Below are 17,574 nucleotides of genomic sequence, written 5' to 3'. Positions count from 1 at the left end.
AAACTAATCCATTCAAATAATATTTATTTGAATGGATTAGTGATTATTTGAGCTTAATTTGAAACAGAAAATACGCTGTTTCAAATTAAGCTATTTTTCGGATAGCGTCTGTTGAGAAAAGTAAAGATAACCCACATAAAGCTGAAATAAATCGATTAATTTATGTGGATTTAAATTAAGTCGCTCAGTAAGCTTATTAAGGCGATAATTTAGGGTGTTGCGATGGACATGTAATGCTGCCGCGGTTTCATTGATATTTTGATTATTCTCAATGAAGCACAGCAATGTTTCGATAAGTTCTTTTCCTTTGATGGACTCGTTCAAAGCTTTAAGCTCATCGACAATATGTTGTACTGGTAGATTGCTCTGTAATAGGGCGTACATAAATTCAACTTGATCAAAATAAAGGTAGTTCTTAGCTTGAAAAATGGCAGCGATATCCAAAGTTTTTAGAGCTTCATTAATTGAAATACCGACACTAGTTGTCTTACGACCCACGCCCATGTGTAAATGGCGGCGCTTACAAAGCTTGATACAGCGATCGACTGTTGACCGATGCGTGGTTAAAATAATGATTTTATGGGCTGCTAAGGAAAAGTTGTAGTCATCGGCTTCGGTGGTTAAAGCAGGACATTTCTTGGCATCAATGGCAATTGCAACCCGTTTTCTTGTAAGATCAATATGCAGTTCCTTCGCGTCCAGCATTAACGCGGTGTGGTTACTAATATCGTCTTTGATTTGAGACCATTGATATAAAAAACGATTTAAATGGTTTTCATTTTCTTTTTCGATTTCATTGGTTCTATTCTGTGCCAAAAGCAATTCAGTAGCTGTCCTTAGTAGTGAGGCGAAGGGCAGAACTGTTTTTGGATCACCAGTAATACCAATGACGCCAATAATTGATTTCCCAAAGAATACAGGCATGTTTACGCCCGGCTGACCATGTTCACCATAAGAACTAGCCATGGTTAGTGTTTTACGTTGTTTGATAGCATCTTGGGCACCAACATGTAGGGAATTAATTCGAGAGGGGTCACCACTGGCAATGATAACGCCATGTTTATTCATCATGTTGACGTTAAACGGTAGTTGATTCATCATTTTATCAACAATTGATTGAGCTAATTGAGGTTCTAGTTCCATACTGCAGATCTCCTTAAGGCATTATTTAGACTATTTATTTAGGAAAATGTTAGTCAGTTCTTCGAGCTTAGTGCAAATGACTGATGCAAATATTTTTTGTTATTATGGTCACAATATTAACACTGATAGAACGGCCTATAAACCATTAATTTGACAAATCAACGAAATATAGCAACATTTTTTTAGTCATATGCATATATGTATGCGCTTTATTTTAAGATACACTATGAATTGTAAAAGCTAGCTTGGTTATTACAATTAAATATGCTCAAAAAATCACTTTGATAAAGGTGGACGTTAACATGAGTTATCTTGCTATTGTTGGATTTGTAATGATGATCGTCATTGTTGTCCTTTTGCTAAAACAAAAGGTGAGTACTATTTTTTGTTTCTCAGTTGTGCCAGTCATTGCGGCAATTCTGATTGGTTCTTCTGTTAAACAAATTGGGACTTATCTTACTAAGGGTTTAGCAATGACTACACCCGTTTCGTTGATTATGTTATTTTCGCTTCCGTATTTTATGCTAATGGCAGATGCTGGATTATTCAACGGTATTGTCAGACGGATTTTGAAACATATAAATATTAATCCGTCAGTTTTAGCAGTTTTAACCGTTATTGTTGCGATGATTACTGGCTTGGATGTCAGCATCACATCTGTATTTTTGATCACCGTACCTCTGTTGTTACCGTTTTACAAAAAGATGAAGATGAATCCAGTTATTTTAGTTTTCTTAACAACTTTGGGGATCATTAATACTTACGATGTGCCTTGGAGCGCTCGGATGTTAAGAAGTGCATCGTTGATTCCAAATATTCCTAACGGTCCAATGTATCTGTTTAAAAAATTATTACCCGCACAAATTGTATTTACGATTCTGATTTTAGCCTTGGCTGCATTTATTGGTTATCGTGAATCTCGTCGAATCAATGCCGCTGATGGTGATGGCGTTAAACATAAATCTGAAAAAATTGATGTCAATGACATTTGTGATGATCCTGAGTTAGGTCGGCCAAAGTTATTCTGGATTAATGTGGTACTGACACTATTGGTTATCAGTGTGCTATGTTTCATGCCGGCAATTCCATCCTATTTCACTTTTGCGTTTGGACTAGTGATTGCCCTAAGTGTGAACTATAAAGATCTTAAGCTTCAAAATAAATTACTCAAGAAGTATGCCAGTTCTTTATTCCCAGTTATGCCAGCTATTTTGCTTTCCGGTGTTGTTGTAGGTGTTATGCAATATAGCGGCATGATGAAGGCTATGGTTGACACGTTATTAATGATTATTCCAAAGTCTTTTGGTCCATTTGTTTATATTATTGTTGCCGTTTTCAGTACACCATTAATGTTCCTGTTTACCAACGATACTTGGTATTTTGTACTGATGCCAATTATTGGGACTTTAATGAAAGCTTATGGTATCCCAATGGATATTGTCATTTTGACGTTGTTCATGAATATGGGGGCTATGTTAACACCAATTGCACAACCACAAATCTACATCGGAACGGATCTGACCAATGGGGCTGTGAATCTGCAGAAGTATGTTAAGTTTTCATTTACACCAATTTGGATTCTAAGTATAGTCTGGACGATTATTGGGTTAGCAATGGGGATTTTTAGATAGCCCAATAATTTATCAGTTCAACAATAGGTCATTTGCACAAAAAGTTACTTGATTAATCGTTCTTTTGATAATGTATTTTTAATCCGCTTTCATCTATGATGAACTTGTGAATTGGTTCTTAATGTAAAATAATGAAGGAGATAATTATAATGAAGATTGGATTTTTAGGATTAGGTATTATGGGCAAACCAATGGCAAAGAATTTAGTTAAAGCTGGCCACGATGTGACAGTATTTGATTTTCATCAAGATTCTATCGATGAATTAGTTGCCCTTGGTGCAAAAGCTGCAAAAGGTGGCAAAGAAGTTGCTGAAGGTAACGAAGTCGTCTTCACAATGGTTCCCAATTCTCCCAATGTAGAAGCTGCACTGTTTGATAAGGGTGGCATCGCTGAAGGCTTAAGTGCCGGTGAGACTGTAATTGATATGAGTTCAATCAATCCATTAGCAAGCCAAGATTTCGCGAAACGTTTAGCTGAATTGAAAGTCGGCTTCTTAGATGCACCTGTTTCCGGTGGTGAACCTAAAGCTATTGATGGCTCAATTGCCATCATGGTCGGCGGTGATAAAGCATTATTCGATAAATTTAAAGACATCCTAGGTGTCATGGGTGGTAGTGTAACTTATGTAGGTGCTGTAGGTGCTGGTAATACTACTAAATTAACCAACCAAATCATTGTTGCCTTAAACATTGCCGCTGTTAGTGAAGGCTTTACCTTAGCTGAAAAAGCTGGATTGGATCCACAACTTGTATTTGACGCCATTCATACAGGCTTGGCTGGTAGTACAGTAATGGATGCCAAAGTTCCCATGATTATCAATCGTAACTTTAAACCTGGCTTCAGAGTTAACTTGCACATTAAAGATCTGCAAAATGCTTTAGATACATCCCATGCTATGCATGTTTCCTTACCTTTGACAGCAGAAGTTATGGAAATTTTGCAGGCCGTTCAACTTGATGGGGATGGCAGTAGTGACCATGCAGCCATTGCAAAATTCTATGAAAAAATTAATAATTTAGAAATTCATAAGAAATAAAGTTATCACACTGGATAATCATAAAAGACTGGCACCTTACTTGTTTTGTCAGCCTTTTACTTACATAACTTTCGTGAAGGAGTGAACAACATGGCAACACCTAAAATTGAAAAGGTTGAAGTGTACCCAGTTGCAGGATATGACAGCATGTTATTAAATTTGAGCGGGGCACATGGCCCGTTCTTTACAAGAAATATATTAATTTTAACAACTGATCAAGGTACTGTTGGTGCCGGTGAAGTGCCTGGTGGTGAGAAGATCACAAAAGTCTTAGAGGATGCAAAATCTTTAATTATTGGGCAACCCTTGGGCAACTACAAAAAAGTTCTACAATCTGTTAAATCAAAATTTGAGAACTTAGATGCAGGTGGTCGGGGAAACCAAACTTTTGATCAACGTATTACGATTCATGCAGTTACTGCCATTGAAACTGCCTTTCTAGATTTACTAGGAAAGTATTTACATGTGCCTGTCGCAGCATTATTAGGTGATGGGCAACAACGTGAAAAAGTTGATGTTCTAGGTTATCTGTTTTACGTTGGGGATAAGGACAAGACTGACTTGCCATATATCCATGACGACGATAACAGTGACGCCTGGGGCCAAGCTAGACGGCAACCTGCCTTAACACCGGAAGCAATCGTCAAACAGGCGCAAGCAGCTTATGATCGCTATGGATTTAAAACTTTTAAACTTAAAGGTGGCGTTTTTGATGGTGAAGCCGAAGTTGCCGCTATCAAGGCGTTGCACGAAGCTTTTCCAGATGCAAAACTCGATTTAGATCCCAATGGTGCTTGGTCTTTGAAACAAGCCTTACAATATGCCAAAGAATTGAAGGGGATCTTAACGTACGCTGAAGATCCATGCGGTGCTGAAGATGGTTTCTCAGGTCGTGAAATTTTAGCTGAGTTTCAAAAAGCTACTTTCTTGCCTACGGCTACGAACATGGTGGATACTGACTGGCGGCAAATGCGCCATGCAATTACATTAAACAGTGTATCAATCCCATTAGCAGACCCACATTTTTGGACGATGGAAGGATCTGTACGTGTTGCCCAGATCTGTCATGAATTCGGGTTGAATTGGGGTATTCACTCTAACAACCACTTTGATATTTCATTAGCTATGGCTGCCAATACAGCTGCAGCAGCCCCTGGTGATATTTATGCCATTGATACTCATTGGATCTGGCAAGATGGTCAATATTTAACTAAAAACCCTTATCAAATTAAGGATGGTCAATTATCTGTTCCTGAGACAAACGAAGGCTTAGGGATTGAGCTGGATATGGCTGCCATTAAAAAAGCCAATGAACTTTATGTTGAACATCAATTAGGCGCTCGTGACGATGCTAAGACGATGCAATATTTGATACCAGGCTGGACCTTTGATCCTAAGAAACCTGCATTTGTACGTTAATTATTTCATGAAGGAGACAATTAAAATGGATGTCAATAAAATTAAAGGTATTATAGTACCGCTTGTTACACCAGTGAATGATACAACTGAGGACATTGATGATGGTCGTTTACGCCAGCAAGTCGATCATGTGATTGCCGGTGGGGTCCATGGTATTTTAGCCTTTGGCAGTAATTCTGAGTTTTATATGTTTGATGATGATGAACTGATTCATGGCTTAGAAGTTATCTTGGATCAAAACCAGCATCGGGTACCAATTTTCTTCGGGATGGGTCCTATCCGCACCCGTCGTGGGGTTAGATTGGCTCAACGCGCTGCTAAAGCTGGTGCGGATGTAATCTCAATTCTACAGCCAATGTTTTTAAAACCAACTGATGAAGAACTGTTTTTACATTATAAAACAATTGCCGACAGTGTACCTGATACCCCAGTTTTTGTATATCACAATCCTCGGGTCGGTTATCGCCTATCAGCTGAATTGATCAGTAAAATGGCCCACGAAATTCCGAATGTCATTGGTATGAAAGATTCTAGCGGTGATATGACATTGCTCAGTGAAATTATTCGCTTAACGGAAGATATTGATTTTAGAACCTTCACAGGTAAAGATACCTTAATTTATTTGGGCTTATGCTTAGGGACTTATGGTAGTGTTTGCTCAACTGCAAATGCACTGGCACCTTTAATTGTGTCAATTTATGATAAATTTGAAAATGGTGACTATCGTGGCTCAAGAGCTGCACAGTTCAAACTTAATCCGGCTAGATTGGTACAAAATGAGGCTAGTTTCCCAGTTGCTACCAAAGATATGTGTCGTATTTTAGGCTTAGATGTAGGTAAACCCGTTTTACCTAATCTGCCTTCTGAAGGAAAAGTCTATGAAGACATGAAAGCACAGCTTCAAAAATTACAAGAGCACGAATAAACTGCTCCCATTGGAGGTAGAAAATATGAATATTTTAATTGCCTTCGACTCATTTAAGGGGAGTGCCACTTCTATTGAAATTGCTGATTACATTGAAAAAGGAATTTTAACTGCTGATCATACAGTGAATATTCAAAAAGTTCCCATCGCTGATGGTGGCGAAGGAACGGTTCGATGTGTCATCCAAGCAGTATCGGGAAAATTGATGTCGACTAAAGTGGCAGGTCCATTGGGCGAGCCGGTTAACGCAACATGGGGATTAATTAATGATAAAACTGCGATTATTGAAATGGCAGAAGCGGCAGGTTTAACGTTAATTAATTCCGGACTTGATATTGGATTAGCTACAACGTATGGGGTAGGTCAACTAATTGAAACAGCATTAGATTATGGTGCTGAGACGATTTATATTGGTCTTGGTGGTAGTGCAACCAATGATGGTGGTGTTGGCATGGCACAAGCGCTTGGGGCGAAGTTTTTTGATCAAGCAGACCAAGAATTAGGACATGGTGTGCAGTGCTTAAAAGAACTAGCCCGTGTGGACTTTTCACAAATGGATCCACGCATCCCCAAGACCAATTTTATTGGTCTTTCAGATGTTAACAATCCATTAACTGGTCCAAATGGTGCCACTGCGATATTTGGGCCACAAAAAGGGGCAACTGCTGAGCAAATTGCAAGCTTGGATCAGACCTTGGATAATCTAGCAAAGATCGTAAAGAAACAAGCTGGATTAGATTTTATGAATACGCCTGGAGCCGGTGCGGCCGGTGGTTTAGGGTTCGGTATTTTAACATTTTGTCACGGGCAAATTAAATCAGGCATTGAAGAAATTATTAATTTGGTTGAACTAGATCGTAAGATGGCTAATGCGTCTTTGGTGATCACCGGAGAAGGGCAAATTGATGGCCAATCTCTTGGGGGAAAAGTACCAATCGGCGTTGCGCACTTGGCTAAAAAGCATCATTTACCAGTGGTTGCTGTTGTGGGCAGTATTGGTTCTGATATTAGTGGGGTGTATGAGCAAGGGATTGATCTGATTCTTGCAACAACAAATAGTCCCATGACTGTTCAAACAGCTGTCAAAAGAGCACCTCAACTCGTCGAACAAGCTGGCATGACTGTTATGAAAGCCATTAAGCTTGGTCAGTTAGTATAAGAAGGATGCGAACAAATAATGAAGCATGTTGTTAAAATGCGGAATAGAGATAATGTTGCAATTGCCTTACATGATATTCAGGCAGGTACAGCAATTGAAGGCGGCATAACGGCAAATCATGATATTCCTCAGGCACATAAAATTGCCCTGATCCCGATTCCAAAGGGGGAACCCGTCATTAGATATGGGGTGGTTTTAGGCTATGCCAAGGAGAACATTTTAGCTGGCGATTGGATTAATGAAGATTCATTGAATTTACCGGCATCGCCTGATTTAAATGAGTTAGAGTATGGTATTGATATTCATGAGAAATTACCAGAACCAAGCGTCAAAACTTTTATGGGCTATGATAATCCAGAATCAGAATATGCTGGGACAAGGAATATATTAGGTATTCAGACAATGGTGCAATGTGTTGTGGGAATATTAAATGTAGCCGTTCAGCAAATGAAAACGGAATTATTACCCAAGTATCCTAATGTTGATGATATTGTTGTTATCAGTCATGCTTATGGTTGTGGTGTTGCTATAGATGCCCCAGAGGCTAAGATTCCAATTCGTGCCGTCAAAAATATTATGAAAAATCCTAACTTTGGTGGTCAATTAATGGTAGTCGGGTTGGGGTGTGAAAAATTAACCCCTGATAAAGTGATGGACCCAGATGATATCAATGATGATAACTTTATTCTGTTACAGGATCATCATGGTTTTGAAAATATTTTAGAAGCTATCAAAGTAATGGCTGAAAAGAAATTAAAGATATTAAACCAGCGCCAACGTGTTGAATTACCGCTTTCTAAATTATCAGTTGGTATGCAGTGTGGTGGCAGTGATGCCTTTTCTGGTGTGACGGCTAATCCCGCGGCAGGGTATGCTTCAGATATGTTAGTGAATGCCGGTGCGACTGTCATGTTTTCTGAGGTGACTGAGGTTCGTGATGGCGTGCCATTTATTGCACACCGTGTGTTGGACAAGCCAAATTGTGACAAGCTTGCTAAGGAAATGTCTTGGTATGACAATTATCTTAAAGAAGGCGGCGTAGATCGTTCAGCTAACCCAACGCCAGGGAACCGTGCTGGTGGGTTATCAACCATTGTGGAAAAATCAATGGGCTCAATCGCTAAGTCAGGTGCAGCACCAATTGCCCAAGTTGTCAGTGCCGGAGAAATTCCTAGCCGCCATGGTTTGATCTTCAACGCCACACCAGCCAGTGATTTCGTTTGTGGTACCATGCAGTTGGCTTCCGGTATGGGAGTTGAAGTATTTATGACTGGCCGTGGCACACCGTATAATTTAGCAGCGGCCCCTGTTATTAAGGTCTGCTCTAGAACGGATTTGAAAGAATTCTGGCAAGATTTAATTGACATTAATGCTGGATCTATCGCAACTGGTGAAAAGAGCGTCGCTGATGTTGGGCAAGAAATATTTGATGAGATTATCGCCGTTGCCAGTGGGGTACAACCCACAGCTGAAAAGTTAGGGCTGTTCAATGATATATGTATTTTCAATCCGGCGCCTATTACGTAAAATTAGCTTGATAATTTCATTATCCCTTAGTGGAAAGGTGGATTTTAAATGGTTGTTATACCAAAAATAACTTCTTTAAAAGTTGTTCCTGTAGCGGGATTCGACAGTATGCTATTAACGTTGAGCGGTGCCCATGCACCATTATTTACCAGAAATATTATTATTGTGACTGATGATTCCGGTAATGAAGGTATTGGTGAAATTCATGGCGGCGATGACATTGCCAAAATGCTGACCAGCTATGAATCGATCATCATTGGTCGACCCATTTCTGAGTATCGCGGCATCTTAAATGATGTTCGTAAAAACGGTTGGCGAGCTGAGAATGATAGTGGCCAAGGTCTGCAAGAATTGGATTTAAGTAATTTGAAGTTTGTAGTTCATGCTGAAGCTGCTTTGGAATGCGCACTATTGGATTTATATGGCAAATTTTTAAATTTACCAATGTGTGACATTATCGGATCTGGCCGTCAACGGAATAAGGTTGAAATGTTAGGCTATCTATTTTATATAGCTGACCGAAATAAGACAGATTTACCATATATCCATGACGACGATGATTCTGATAATTGGGGCAAGGTTAGACGCAATGAAACGTTGACAACCGAAGGAATCGTAGCCCAGGCTAAAGCTGCTCAAGAACGCTATGGTTTCCGTTGTTTTAAGCTTAAGGGTGGCGTTTTGCCCGGCAAAGAAGAAATGAAGACCGTCGTGGCCTTACATGAAGCATTTCCTGAAGCTAGAATTAATTTAGATCCTAATGGTGCCTGGTCACTTAAAGAAGCGATTGCCTTGACAAAGGAATATGGAGATGCACTCACGTATGCGGAAGATCCCTGTGGCCCTGAAAACGGTTTATCTGGTCGGGAAATCATGAGTTTTTATAAAAATGCAACCAACAAGCCAGTTGCAACCAATATGATTGCGACAGATTTTCAACAAGTATATCCAGCATTGTTAATGAAATCAGTAGATATCATTTTGGCTGATCCCCATTTCTGGGGCATAGAAGGTAGCCTGCGTGTCGCTAGCATTTTAAATGATTGGGGCTTAACTTGGGGCTCGCATTCCAATAATCATTTTGATATTACCTTGGCGCTTTATGCCCAAGTTAGTGCCGCTGCGCCAGGAAATATCACACCAATTGATACCCACTTTATTTGGCAAGATGGCCAACAGTTATGTGATGATGCACTGCAGATTAGAGATGGGTTCATTAATATTCCCAAACGGCCCGGATTGGGTATTACATTAAACCATGACAAGCTTGAAAAAGCACATCAGCAATATTTGAGCTTGAAAAACCATGATCGTGATGATGCCATGGCCATGCAGTATTTAATTCCTAATTGGCAATATGACCATAAGAAACCTGCTCTTGTCCGTTGATAACCTTATTATTAATTTTTAAACGTCTTAACAAAAAAACCATCAAATCCAATCTATCTTATCCCTACATGATTTTGAATAGATTGAGGTTAATGGTTAAAAAGTTAAGGCGTTTTTTAGTATTCGCCGGCGCGAAAATTATTGAAATTCACTTATTCGTTGGATAAGTATCATTTTCTTCAGCATCGGTGATTTGTTTTAAGAAGCGGGCAATTATTTGTAAGTCTTCGGGGGTAAATCCCTTCAAATGTGCTTTTAAGGTTTGATTTTTCATAGACAGCAGTTGATTATGGGTCTGGGCAATCGCTGATCCTAAAGTGGTTAAAGTGTAATGATTGCCCCTGGCATCACTGCTATCTTTATAATGGGTGAGCATTTTTCGACGTTCTAGTAGGGCTAATTGTTTTGACAGGGTGCCGCGTAGAATTTTTAGGTCAGTTGAAATGGCTTTGGCTAGCACATTGGGATGGGCGGCTAAATAGGACAAAATATGGAAGTGTAAGGTTGATAAACCGGCGGCTTGGGGCTGTTGGTTGCTGATCCATTGTTTTTCCTTATCTTTATCCGTATCCAGCATTAACAGATGGTGGTAAGCCGTTAATATGTTATCTTCAATCGTCATACAAGCACCTCCCGGTTGGCAGCGATTTATTGTTTAGCTATGAGCTGATTGAGTTTGTGGACAGCTAGCAGGGCGCCAAATGCAAATAACGCCCCAACTGGCCCGATGAAGTTTAGGCCGAATTGGTTGAAAGAAACGCTGCCCACCCCGGATCCAAGGGCGATCCCCACATTTGAAAATATCGAGTTAAAAGATGAGGCTAACACCATAGACTGGGGGTAGTCACGTTCAGCAATCCCCATAAAATGCATTTGGATGGGGGCATTGATTAAATACATACTTAAACCTAATACGAGCATATTCAATACACCCGCTATGGGCCAATGGGCTAACAGTGGTTGGGTAAGCAACAGGAGACATTGAATCATGAAAACCCAAGGTAAGCGGCGCAGGCCACTTTGTTCGGCTAAACGGCCACTGCCCAAATTGCTGAACAAGGACATGAGACCGTATAAAAATAATAATGGTGTTAACCAAGCTAATGGCAGGCCTAGCTGTTTGGTGATGATTGGACTTAGATATGTATAAAAGGCATAGATACCCGCTAGGTTTAGCATGGGTAAGGCCAAACCTATTTGGATTTGGCGATTTTTCAAGATGCCTAATTGATCCCGTAGACTTTTGGCTTGACCTTGGCTGATATTGTGAGGCATTAACCAGTACATGAGCCCGGTGGTGATAAGGGCTAACAGGGTAATAACAATAAAAACACTCCGCCAACCTAAATGGCCGCTCATCCAAGTTCCCAATGGTACGCCAAAGACGCTGGCAATGCTAAAACCTGAAAAAATCCAAGCGATGAGGCGGGCTCTTTTAGCTCGCGGCGCTACGGCGGCGCCAAAAGTAATGGCCACGGAGATAATCGCCCCTGAAACGGTCGCAGTGACGATCCGGGCAATGGCCAAGGTCATAAAACTTGTCGCCAAAGCCGTGGCTAAATTACCACCCACAAAGATACCCATCAAGAGTAGTAGCACCAAGTGTAACCGGCGCTTGCCAATCCATAAATTGATGAAAGGCGTACAGATGGCGTATACCAAGGCAAAGGCCGTGACTAATAAACCAACTTGTGCGGGACTAACGCTAAAGGCCGTGGCCAAAGTAGACACAATTCCGATAATAATGAATTCGCTATAACCCAGAATAAAGGCAATCATGACTAACACAATTGCTTGAATTTTATATTTCATTCCTACCGCCTTTTGAATAAAAAAATTTTCATTATGTTAACTGAAAATAGTTTCTCAAGAAACTATTCGTGTTGTAGATTACACGTATTTGAAATCAAAGTCAACCAAAAAATCAGCTTGGCTAAAAGCTGATTTTGAGGTGTCGGCAGGTTGATGGCAGCACGCAACTACGGATTGTCCAGTGTATTTTGAAGCCTAAGGGTTTTGGGCCGTCCAAGTCGCATATTGGGCAGGCGTGATATTGGCAATTACAAACAATAACGTCAGCGGTAAATTCGTCATAAGTGTGAGTTGCTGAATGACTTTAAAACGTTTGCTATTTCGGGGCAATCTTTTGTAAACAGCAGTTTGATCACGATTTATTGCGGCGTAGAAACTATCAGCGGCCTCAATAAATAAGCGTTCAATTTGGCGAGCACCGCCGTCCAGATAGCTGCCATGGGCAGTAAGCCACTGGTCGTAGTTGGTAGGGCGAATATGGGCGATTTTGAAGAGCATCGTGGCCGGGAAATTGGTTTGTTCTAGGGTGCCTAATATGGCTAAACACTTGATCTCGCGGACAAACCTGGGATACCGGGGTTCATGTAAGCGAACGCTTAAGCGTTGAAAACGATTGGTAAAATACCGTTCTGCTTCATAATACGTCCGTTGTTGCCGAATGGTTTGCGCCACCATAAGTTTTTGCCGGTGTTCCTGTCTTTTAAGGGCTTTCATTTCTTCACTAACCGCATGTTGGGTAATCCGTTTTTCCAGCAGGTTATCGGCAGCTTGAATGCGCTGTTGAAGTTTATCAAAATCTGGTCCACTTGTCTTTGCCACCAAGGTAGTCTGAAAACTGGGTACATACCGCGCTAAACCAGCCGCCCCAAATTGGCGGTAGGTGGCGACGATTTCTTGGTAATAAGTGAAAGGTATTTCATATTTTTGGCTGATGGTTTCAGCTAATTGATTAGTTGCCAAAGCACTGCTGACGATAGCCACATATTGTTGAAAATTCAGGGGGCGCTTTTTGTAACGGTGTCGTGGCATAGGCTTTACCTCCTAGTTCTTATTATAGGTTAATGAACCATTTGGAAGGTCATTTTAGGATAGTTATAACAACTGACCACAAAAAAAACAGTCATAGCAAGGCTTGGCCTAGGTATGACTGGTTAAGTAAATCAGGACTATAAAAAACATATGTTATTTTTCAACGAAATCTTCGTAGCTAACTATAATGACGCACCCAGTAAGCATAATTTTTGGGGCTGATTCTAGCAATTAGCAAGAAGAATATGATGGGGATATTCGAAGTTTGACTCAAGTCATGAATAAGTTGGAGCTGACGATCTTTGCCCATGGGGGAACGGGGAACGGTTTGATGCAACTCTTGAAAGGCCTGGCCATATGCGCGATTAGCTTGGATCCAAATCTGATCCAGGTCTTGTACTGGCAAGTCGAGATTTTGAATGTCATATTCCCCATACCAGCGGGCATAGCGGGCAGACTTGATTGCCAGCATACGACAGAGCTGTTCGGCAGAATAGTCGGATTGCTTGGTGGCGGCCCACACAGCGAAGTATTTAAAAATAGCTTGAAACCGTGGGTTATCATAACCCTTTGTCGCCGCCTGTAATTGACTGATGGTGGTGGCCATGAAATGGTTTGCTTCAGCGCAAGTTCGAAGCTTGGTTGCTGTAGTTGTGACTTTGACCGAGCCTTTCCTTTGGTTTGCGGTTAATTGATGAGCTGGTGTCATGAACAATTCCCCCTTTAGTCGATTATATATAAAAACCAGGGGCGCTGACCTAACAGAATTGAAAGGTGGCCCAAAAAAACAAGCTATAACCGGTCGAACCCCTGTTATAGCTTGTTTTTAGAACTTAAATCGATTTATTTGAAGTTTTCAATGGCCCCAAACTTGCTTCTACCGTTGGGTGTGTCCCAAACACTTGCATCTGGTCCCTTAGGTACAGGGGCAAAAGTTGCACTGGTGCCGGACAAATGGCCAGAAACATGATAATGGATCTTGATAGCTTCAAATTCAGTGTTCTTTTTGAAGGCGGGGATACTATATAAATCTTTGGCATAATTCCAAAGATGATCATAGTCCCGTAACCGTTTTTTATTGCAACGGAATTTATCATAATAAGCCGCATCAAAACGAGCCAAGGTGGTGTAAAGCCGGACATCGCTATCGGTCAAAATATTGCCAAATAAGAAGCGCCGGGTCGCCAAACGATCTTCTAGCCAATCTAAGCGATAAAAGAGTTGATCATAAGCTTTTTCATAAGCAGCTTGAGATTGGGCAAAGCCAGCTTTATAAACACCGTTGTTCACATCAGTGAAAATAATTTGATTTAAAGCATCAATATCTGAGCGCAAGTCTTCTGGATAGATGTCTGGCGCATCCGCCTTTTGAAAATCACGCCATTGGACTTCGAAATAGTTGGTCAATTTGAAGTAATCATTGTTGACCACTTTACCAGAGGCAATATCAATGACCGCCGGTACGGTGGGACGCAAATCATAATTGGGATCAGCTTTTAAATAAGCTTCTGAAAGATAGTGAATGCCTAAGACCGGATCCACGTTGTTGGGATCCAAGGTGAAATCCCAGTCCACATTTTTCTCAACGGGCCGCAATGGGGCGACTTTACCAATCGAGATAGCGTCCGTGAGGCCTAATAGGTCCAAAACAATTGCTGAGCGGGTTGCCCAGGGGCAAGCCGCACTCCAAATCAGCCGATATTTACCAGCTTCTACGGGTAACTCCCCAGGTTTTGAACCAAAAGGGGTTGTAAATAAATTATGTTGTCTTGAAAAATGTCCATTCTTTGCAATTTCTTTAGCAGATGCTTCCGCTGTGTCAACGGCCATATGTCATTACCTCCTGTATGAATATCCAAATTTAACAAATAAAAAACCTTCGCGCCAACTCAATCTAAAATTAAATTCAGTTAGGGACGAAGGAACTCGTGGTACCACCCATCTTCGTCATTTATGACAACTGTTCATAAATGACCTCAATGGCTGATAACGGCATCCCGCCGTGCAGTTAGCGTTTAAACCCACTGCAACACTCTGAGTTCATCTTCACCCTAGCTTTGGTCCTGTCTTTCAGCGATTCAACAAGTCTCTTTCAAAAAAGTTAGGGCTACTCTTCTCATCAATGTGTTTGTAAAATTTAATTAAGCTTATTTATACGCGGTGATTTAAGAATTGTCAACTATTTTTATTTTAGATTAAAATAATAGTCTGATTTATTCATAAAGCTACTATAACAGGTTTTAATTATCTAAAAAATAACTAGCTATTTTTTTAATAACTTACTTGACTTTGTGGATAACCACTGTTATTCTAATCTCAATCTTAGAAAACACTAATCAAGTGAGGTGGATATTTCATGTTCGCAACGCAAACAACTGCTAATTGTATGATGCAAATGATGCCGATGCCAATGTACATGTGTACTGGTATGGGCTTAGTTTTGTGCAGACAAATAGCAAGTGGATTGCGAACATAGATTCTCACGTGGTTATGGCTAAGTGAAGTTCTATTCAAAATTACAATCTAAAACTATTTCAAAGCACAGGCTAAGTATCAGCGGCCTGTGCTTTTTTGTCCTTAAGGAGGCAATTTCATGAGTGAATCAGATTTGAAAAAATTGGCTAAACAGTATCAAGATAGCGATCAAACCGCTTTTTGTGTGGTGGACTTTGACCAAGGTAAAGTAGTTAAGCGGGAAGTCGATCAATATCAAAAGGCAATCATTGACAGTAAAATATCCACCGATGAATCCCAGCATGAAATCCAAACCGATGGGACCTTTAAGCGGCAAGGCAACCACTTTAAACAAAAATTTGGCACTGGTGCAAACGAATTGCAACCAGAATATGGCCGTTACCGTCTGATTTGGGGTGAAATTTGCCCCTGGTCTCACCGAGCTGCCATTGTCCGCAAACTCTTGGGCTTAGAAGATGCCATTAGTATCGGTAAAGTCTATCCCATTCGCGGTAAAGAGGGTTGGAGTTTTAAGTTAGATATTGATGAAATCGACCCAGTTTTAGAAATTCATTATTTGGGCGAAGCTTATGTAGCTGCTGATCCTGACTACGATGGTCGGGCCACCATTCCAGCATTAGTGGATATCACTACTGGTAAAGTTGTGAACAATGATTATCATACTTTAACCAACCAGTTTGAAGTGGCTTTCAAACCCTTCCAAAAAGCTGATGCCCCGGATTTATATCCAGAAAACCTACGGACAGAAATCGATGATCTAAATGTAATTTTATTCAATGAAGTCAACAACGCAGTTTATCAAGCTGGCTTTGCCCAATCCCAAGCTGCATATGAGAAGGCTTATGATAAGTTGTTCAAACGCTTAGATTGGTTGGAAGCCCGATTAGCTCACCAACGCTATCTTTTCGGAGAGCAATTAACGGATTCTGATGTGCGCTTGTATGTGACCCTGGCTCGCTTTGATGCTGCTTATTATCCGGTTTTTCATACCAATCGCAATCGTTTGATTGATTTCCCAAATCTATGGCGTTATGCCCGAGACTTGTACCAACAACCAGCTTTTCGGGATACGACGAATTTTGATTCAATAAAGAAGGGCTATCAAGCTACCCATGCGGGCAATCCCAACCATCTGGTCTCAAAAGGTCCGGATACACGCATCTGGGATGAACCCGTTCAGGAGGTCAAACATGTTTAAAACAGGCAAACTATTCTTGGGCGCAGTCCTGGCACTAGGAATCGGCGCTGCCATTCTTACCAATCCCCAAGCTACCCAGGCGGCGACAACCGTTTCAGTGGGGACTTCTGGGGGGCCAAAACCCTTTACCTACGTGGATGATAACAATAAATTAGTCGGTTATGATGTGGATACGGTCCGGGCCATTGATAAAGTGGTCCCTGAATATAAATTCACTTTTCAAAAAATGGAAATCACCTCACTGCTAACCAGTCTAGACTCAGGGCGGATTCAAGTGGCAGCCAATAATTTTGCCAGCAATCCCCAACGTCGGGAGAAGTATTATTATTCCAAACCGGTTTTCCGAGATAGAGATGTGCTGGTGGTTTTAAAAGACAATAAGTCCATTAAGAAGTTTGACGATATTGCCGGTAAAACAACCATCGGCACGCCGGGGGTAAACTTCACCACCGCCGTGGAAAAATTCAATAAAGTTGCCAAGAATCCTTCTAAGATCACATATTCTAATGAAGATGCTGCTAAAACCCTACAAGATGTTCAAGATGGTAAATATGATTATGTCTTGATTGATAAAGTGCTCTATGACAATTATCAAAAGACTTATCATTTGGATAAAATCAAAGCCATTGAGCTAGATTCTAAGGATACGAAAAAGATTTCTGCTTCAATTCCTTATAGCTATTTATTGGTAGAAAAGACGCCTGAAGGCAAAAAGATTTTGACGGCCATCAATAAGGGCATCACGAAGATTCAAAGTAATGGGACCGCCGCTAAGCTAAGTCAGAAATATTTTAATGGTAACTATGTACCGAAATAAAGAGGAGCTGCGC

15 protein-coding genes and 1 other annotated feature are annotated in these 17,574 nt (G+C 40.8%); of the genes, 9 read left to right on the top strand and 6 right to left on the bottom strand.

Features of this window, described 5'->3' with window-relative positions:
• Nucleotides 1-90 precede the first annotated feature (90 nt).
• Nucleotides 91-1,143 (bottom strand): CdaR family transcriptional regulator, encoded by a 1,053-nt coding sequence (locus FC83_RS14445; RefSeq protein ID WP_035452524.1) that lies wholly within the window; start codon nucleotides 1,141-1,143, stop codon nucleotides 91-93.
• Between the two features lie 302 nt (nucleotides 1,144-1,445).
• Between FC83_RS14445 and FC83_RS14440 the strand changes: the two genes are divergently transcribed.
• From FC83_RS14440 to FC83_RS14410, 7 genes are all read left to right on the top strand, one after another.
• Nucleotides 1,446-2,774, top strand: coding sequence for a Na+/H+ antiporter NhaC family protein (locus FC83_RS14440; RefSeq protein ID WP_035452520.1), 1,329 nt, complete (start codon nucleotides 1,446-1,448; stop codon nucleotides 2,772-2,774).
• Between the two features lie 149 nt (nucleotides 2,775-2,923).
• Nucleotides 2,924-3,811 carry a 2-hydroxy-3-oxopropionate reductase gene (garR, locus tag FC83_RS14435; RefSeq protein ID WP_035452517.1) on the top strand — a complete coding sequence of 296 codons (888 nt, stop codon included), beginning with the start codon at nucleotides 2,924-2,926 and terminating at the stop codon, nucleotides 3,809-3,811.
• A 90-nt stretch (nucleotides 3,812-3,901) separates the two neighbouring features.
• Nucleotides 3,902-5,230 (top strand): enolase C-terminal domain-like protein, encoded by a 1,329-nt coding sequence (locus FC83_RS14430; RefSeq protein ID WP_035452513.1) that lies wholly within the window; start codon nucleotides 3,902-3,904, stop codon nucleotides 5,228-5,230.
• 25 nt (nucleotides 5,231-5,255) lie between these two features.
• Entirely contained in the window at nucleotides 5,256-6,155 is a 900-nt protein-coding gene (locus FC83_RS14425) for a dihydrodipicolinate synthase family protein (protein ID WP_035452510.1), read from the top strand.
• A 25-nt stretch (nucleotides 6,156-6,180) separates the two neighbouring features.
• Nucleotides 6,181-7,314 (top strand): glycerate kinase family protein, encoded by a 1,134-nt coding sequence (locus FC83_RS14420; protein ID WP_035452508.1) that lies wholly within the window; start codon nucleotides 6,181-6,183, stop codon nucleotides 7,312-7,314.
• Between the two features lie 18 nt (nucleotides 7,315-7,332).
• Nucleotides 7,333-8,841: a UxaA family hydrolase gene (locus tag FC83_RS14415; protein WP_035452505.1), complete on the top strand. Its 1,509-nt coding sequence runs from the start codon at nucleotides 7,333-7,335 to the stop codon at nucleotides 8,839-8,841.
• Nucleotides 8,842-8,889: 48 nt separating this feature from the next.
• The gene (locus tag FC83_RS14410) at nucleotides 8,890-10,230 is read left to right on the top strand and encodes a glucarate dehydratase family protein (protein ID WP_057002928.1); all 1,341 of its coding nucleotides are present in this window, start codon (nucleotides 8,890-8,892) and stop codon (nucleotides 10,228-10,230) included.
• 148 nt (nucleotides 10,231-10,378) lie between these two features.
• Here FC83_RS14410 and FC83_RS14405 read toward each other — a convergent pair whose 3' ends face one another.
• The 5 genes from FC83_RS14405 to FC83_RS14385 form a co-directional block, all read right to left on the bottom strand.
• On the bottom strand, nucleotides 10,379-10,852 hold the full coding sequence (locus FC83_RS14405) for a MarR family winged helix-turn-helix transcriptional regulator (protein WP_035452502.1): 474 nt from the start codon (nucleotides 10,850-10,852) through the stop codon (nucleotides 10,379-10,381).
• A 26-nt stretch (nucleotides 10,853-10,878) separates the two neighbouring features.
• A complete protein-coding gene (locus FC83_RS14400) occupies nucleotides 10,879-12,042 on the bottom strand; it encodes an MFS transporter (protein WP_057002927.1) in 1,164 nt (387 codons plus the stop codon).
• Nucleotides 12,043-12,237: 195 nt separating this feature from the next.
• The gene (locus FC83_RS14395; protein ID WP_035452500.1) at nucleotides 12,238-13,071 is read right to left on the bottom strand and encodes a hypothetical protein; all 834 of its coding nucleotides are present in this window, start codon (nucleotides 13,069-13,071) and stop codon (nucleotides 12,238-12,240) included.
• A gap of 178 nt (nucleotides 13,072-13,249) precedes the next feature.
• Nucleotides 13,250-13,780 carry a hypothetical protein gene (locus FC83_RS14390; protein ID WP_035452498.1) on the bottom strand — a complete coding sequence of 177 codons (531 nt, stop codon included), beginning with the start codon at nucleotides 13,778-13,780 and terminating at the stop codon, nucleotides 13,250-13,252.
• Nucleotides 13,781-13,914: 134 nt separating this feature from the next.
• On the bottom strand, nucleotides 13,915-14,901 hold the full coding sequence (locus FC83_RS14385; protein WP_035452496.1) for a glutathione S-transferase family protein: 987 nt from the start codon (nucleotides 14,899-14,901) through the stop codon (nucleotides 13,915-13,917).
• A gap of 79 nt (nucleotides 14,902-14,980) precedes the next feature.
• Nucleotides 14,981-15,203: a binding site (T-box leader), on the bottom strand.
• A 602-nt stretch (nucleotides 15,204-15,805) separates the two neighbouring features.
• On the opposite strand from FC83_RS14385, the gene FC83_RS14380 reads away from it, so the two are divergent.
• Together FC83_RS14380 and FC83_RS14375 are read left to right on the top strand one after the other, a co-directional pair.
• Nucleotides 15,806-16,744: a glutathione S-transferase family protein gene (locus FC83_RS14380; RefSeq protein ID WP_420805637.1), complete on the top strand. Its 939-nt coding sequence runs from the start codon at nucleotides 15,806-15,808 to the stop codon at nucleotides 16,742-16,744.
• Complete coding sequence (locus FC83_RS14375; protein WP_057002926.1) at nucleotides 16,737-17,561, top strand: transporter substrate-binding domain-containing protein; 825 nt, start codon at nucleotides 16,737-16,739, stop codon at nucleotides 17,559-17,561. The genes FC83_RS14380 and FC83_RS14375 overlap by 8 nt, the downstream gene beginning before the upstream one ends.
• Nucleotides 17,562-17,574 lie beyond the last annotated feature (13 nt).

Source organism: Agrilactobacillus composti DSM 18527 = JCM 14202 (genome assembly GCF_001436375.1).
Taxonomy (GTDB): domain Bacteria; phylum Bacillota; class Bacilli; order Lactobacillales; family Lactobacillaceae; genus Agrilactobacillus; species Agrilactobacillus composti.
Note: the sequence above shows the minus strand (reverse complement) of the source record. Positions and strands in the feature narration are given on the sequence as shown.